This window comes from Lactobacillus sp. A27 (assembly GCF_016742815.1).
GTDB lineage: Bacteria > Bacillota > Bacilli > Lactobacillales > Lactobacillaceae > Lactobacillus > Lactobacillus gallinarum.
In genome coordinates this window covers 1-4,033 of record NZ_JAEHNT010000007.1, presented here as the reverse complement: position 1 = coordinate 4,033, position 4,033 = coordinate 1, and the positions used below count along the sequence as shown (strand labels likewise).

Here is a 4,033-nt window from a genome sequence, read left to right as displayed (position 1 = left end):
ATGATTCTTTAACAGATTTCTGCTTCTTAGTTCCTCGGCAACTACTAAATCGTGGTTTTTGATTAGTGCAGTTGAGAGTACTTGTAAAAAGTTTGCACGCTGCCTGCGAATCTTATCATGCAGTTTAGCTACTATCAAGCTTCTTCTCTAATCTATTGGCAATTGTTATCAATAAATATCTTTAATCTTTTCAAATCAGTTAATGAAAAATGACTTCTAACTTTTGTTATTTTTAAGTCATTAATATTGGCAATCAAGTATTCTTTTGTATCAATATATGAAGGTTTATCAAAATTATATTTTTCCCAATCAAAAATTGGATAATAGTACTTTCTTATATTTTCACTTTTCTCGGTGTACTTCGACGTAATCTTTAGTAGCCAAACTTTTGCATCGGTTAATTTTATTATTAAAACTAGTCTGCTTTTACCACCTGTTTTAATAATATATGCTACAAAAACATCCACAATATCGTTAGTCCTCATTCAGCCAATCCTCGATATCTTTCGTTGATTTAGCCTCTTTATGAGGTGATTTTGAAATGGTTTGTACCAAATCTCTTGTTGCTTTTTGTTCTGGCGTTTCTTTCAATTCAAAAGGAATACCTCCTGTTGCAACTACTTTCTTTAAAAAAACATTTATAGCAGTAGTAGTATTGAGTCCAATATCTTTAAATATATCTTCAGCTTGTAAAGCTAAATTTGAATCTACGTTTGCTTGTATTTTTTTGTAAGATGCCATTGAAATCACAGCCTTTTCATGTCTATTATACCATCTATTTGGATCTGTTGTAATCATATATACTACTGAGGTATCTTAAAGACTGTAGGAAGTAGTTAAATGATCCAATTTTTAGTAAGAATCAAATATTTCTGATAAAATATTATTAATCAATTTTAATTAAGGGAGAGAAAAATATGAGCTTAGACTATAAGAAATTAGCCGCTGCTAAGAAAGATGATATTTTACGCGATTTAGGCGAATTAATTGCCATTGATTCTTCTGAAGATTTAGATAATACTTCTACAGAATACCCTGTTGGTCCTGGCCCAGTTAAGGCAATGAAGAAGTTTTTATCATTTGCCGAAAGAGATGGCTTTCATATTAAGAACGTTGATAACTATGCTGGTCGCGTTGACTATGGTGATGGTGAAGAACGTCTTGGCATCATAGGTCACATGGATGTAGTTCCTGCAGGTGATGGTTGGAATACCGACCCATTCAAGATGCTGATTAAGGATGGAAAAATCATCGGTCGTGGTTCCGCAGATGATAAAGGTCCTGCCCTTGCCGCATACTACGGCATGCTTTTACTAAAAGAAGCTGGCTTTACTCCTAAGAAAAAGATCGACTTCATCGTTGGTACTAATGAGGAAACTAACTGGGTTGGTATTGATTACTACTTAAAGCACGAACCTACTCCAGATCAAGTATTCTCTCCTGATGCAGAGTACCCAATCATTAACGGTGAGCAAGGAATTTATACTTTGATACTTAACTTTAAAGATGATGATCAAACGGGCAATGCAAAACTTGAGAAGTTTACTGCCGGTATTGCTGAAAATGTTACTCCACAAAAAGCTTACGCTATTATTAGTGGCAGTGATTTAGCAAATATTAAGAAACAATTCACTAAGTTTTTAGTTGACAATGACTTAGAAGGTAAGTTCGAAATTAATGGCGATCAGGCTAAGATCGAACTTACTGGTCAAGGTGCTCATGCTTCTGCTCCTCAAGTTGGTCGCAATGCTGCCACTTTCTTAGGTAAGTTCCTCAATCAATTCGATTTCGCTGGACGCGACAAGAATTATCTTAACTTCTTAGCTGATGTTGAACATGAAGACTTTAAGGGTGAAAAGCTTGGCGTTGCTCATCATGATGATTTAATGGGTGATCTTTCAAGTGCACCAAGTATCTTTGAATATCAGGCTGATGGTGATGCTATCTTAAAGGATAATATCCGTTACCCACAGGGTACTGATCCAGACAAGATGGTTCAGCAAGTTGAAGAAAAATTTGGTGATATCCTAACTGCTTCATTCAACTCATTTGAAGAACCACACTACGTACCAGGTGATGATCCATTAGTTAAGACCTTACTCAAGGTTTATGAACATCAAACTGGTAAACCAGGCCACGAAGTTGTTATCGGTGGTGGTACTTATGGTCGTCTATTCAAGCATGGTGTAGCCTTCGGTGCTCAACCAGAAGATGCACCAATGGTTATGCACCAAGCTAACGAATACATGAAAGTTGATGACTTGATTGATTCAATTGCCATTTACGCCGAAGCAATTTATGAATTAACAAAAGAAGCTTAAAAACAAAAAGATGATCTTTTTCTCACAGGAAAATGACCATCTTTTTTGTTCTTTTATTCTATTGCTTTAGCTCATTACCAATTCGTTTACATAAGTTAAATTAGTCAACTTGCTATTATCTTGTAATGGGAAAATCTTGTCTGGGTTCAAAACAGAGTTTGGATCAAAGACCTTTTTAATCTTTCTTAATAAGTTAGTATAGTCTTCACCATAGTACCATTCGAGCCAATCTTTTCTAGCATAACCAATACCATGTTCACCAGACATGTTACCATCAAGGGCTTTAGCAGTCTTGTAAAGTTCTGTAATTACCTTATCGCTCTTTTCTTTGTATTCCTCATCACTCATATTGTCTGAACAGAGATAGATGTGCAAATTACCGTCACCGGCATGACCAAAGTTAGGAATTCTCATACCTATTTCTTTTTTCAAGCTCATCTACTCGATCCAAAACATCAGGAATGTGATTGATTGGTACACAAATATCTACCTCATCCATCTTAGGCGTTGATTTTTGAATAGCTAACAACAAATCTTCACGACACTTCCAAATGGTCTTTGCTTCTTCTGAGTTAGCATCAAGCACAATTGGTGGAGCTGACTTAAATTGCTTGGTAGTGGCATCAGCTTGCAATTCTCCATCGGTGAAGGCGTCAAAACGAAGTAAAATAAAGCCATCTCCTGTATCAACTGGGAATTTTTCATTATAGTATTTCTCCCAGAGATCGATAACTTTCCTACCCATAAATTCTACTGTAGTAGGTACTACGCCTGAAGCCAAAATTGCTGGTACTGACTTGATCGCATCATTTAATGTTGGAAATGGAATTAAAGCGTTAATTGATTTTCTTGGTGTTGGATAAAGCCACATCGTTACTTCGGTAACTACACCTAAAGTACCTTCTGATCCAATGATTAAATCTTTGAGTGAGTAACCTGATGAAGATTTAACAGCTTTAGCACCAAACTTGTATAATTTACCATCAGTCAAAACTACTTTCAATTGACGAATGTGTTCACGAGTTACGCCATATCTGACAGACTTTAAGCCACCAGCATCGGTGTCAACGTTACCACCAATTGAAGCCCAGTGCATCGCTGATGTTGGCATGTATGAAAATGGTTTATTTGCTAAGAACTTTTTCAATATCAATCAACCGCATCCCTGCCTGTACAGTCATAGTTAATGATGTTTGATCATATTCTAGCAACTTATTCATTTTAATCATGTCTAGTGAAATACCACCTTCAACTGTTAAGTTGGCTCCCATCAAGCCAGTTGAATTGCCTCTTGGCACGATCGGAATATTGTGATCACTAGCATATTTAACGACTTTTTATACTTCTTCATTAGTAACCGGTTGAATGACCAAGTCTGGCATAGCACGAACGGTCTTGAATTGATCGTGATCCCAGTGCGTAGTTGGATTAGTGATAAGGCGCGCAGGATCAGCAATATAAGAACTTAAAGCTTTCAAATCTTCTTGATTGATCTTATGATACTCCATTATTTTTGCTCTCCTTTTATATACTCTGTTGTTATGTTTAATTAAGTAACTATCGTTATTATAGTTGCTGATGAGTGCACTTACTTTTTACTTAAATAAAAAACTGAATGGTATCCCATCCTGAACTGAGACCTAAAAATTAGACAGTTTAAAATACAGGATTAATAGAGGCTTGATTCCGATATTCTTTCGGAGTTAAGCCTT

At 36.0% G+C, this 4,033-nt stretch carries 3 protein-coding genes and 2 pseudogenes; 1 reads left to right on the top strand and 4 read right to left on the bottom strand.

Annotation, left to right across the window (positions count from 1 at the left end):
* From JEM49_RS01145 to JEM49_RS01135, 3 genes and pseudogenes are all read right to left on the bottom strand, one after another.
* Positions 1-147 (bottom strand): annotated as a pseudogene (locus tag JEM49_RS01145) (RNA-guided endonuclease InsQ/TnpB family protein); the annotation flags it as partial.
* A gap of 5 nt (positions 148-152) precedes the next feature.
* Positions 153-485, bottom strand: coding sequence for a hypothetical protein (locus JEM49_RS01140; protein ID WP_025006395.1), 333 nt, complete (start codon positions 483-485; stop codon positions 153-155).
* The gene (locus JEM49_RS01135; RefSeq protein ID WP_236697314.1) at positions 475-798 is read right to left on the bottom strand and encodes a type II toxin-antitoxin system RelB/DinJ family antitoxin; all 324 of its coding nucleotides are present in this window, start codon (positions 796-798) and stop codon (positions 475-477) included. The genes JEM49_RS01140 and JEM49_RS01135 overlap by 11 nt, the downstream gene beginning before the upstream one ends.
* 119 nt (positions 799-917) lie before the next feature.
* Between JEM49_RS01135 and pepV the strand changes: the two genes are divergently transcribed.
* The gene (pepV, locus tag JEM49_RS01130) at positions 918-2,321 is read left to right on the top strand and encodes a dipeptidase PepV (protein WP_025006397.1); all 1,404 of its coding nucleotides are present in this window, start codon (positions 918-920) and stop codon (positions 2,319-2,321) included.
* 66 nt (positions 2,322-2,387) lie between these two features.
* On the opposite strand, the pseudogene JEM49_RS01125 reads toward pepV, so the two are convergent.
* Positions 2,388-3,829, bottom strand: a pseudogene (locus JEM49_RS01125) (FAD-binding oxidoreductase).
* Positions 3,830-4,033: the final 204 nt, after the last annotated feature.

Bases quoted from the DNA above. Each gene is read 5' to 3' on its own strand.
- pepV (WP_025006397.1), top strand. From the start codon at position 918: ATGAGCTTAGACTATAAGAAATTAGCCGCTGCTAAGAAAGATGATATT.
- JEM49_RS01140 (WP_025006395.1), bottom strand. From the start codon at position 485: ATGAGGACTAACGATATTGTGGATGTTTTTGTAGCATATATTATTAAA.
- JEM49_RS01135 (WP_236697314.1), bottom strand. From the start codon at position 798: ATGATTACAACAGATCCAAATAGATGGTATAATAGACATGAAAAGGCT.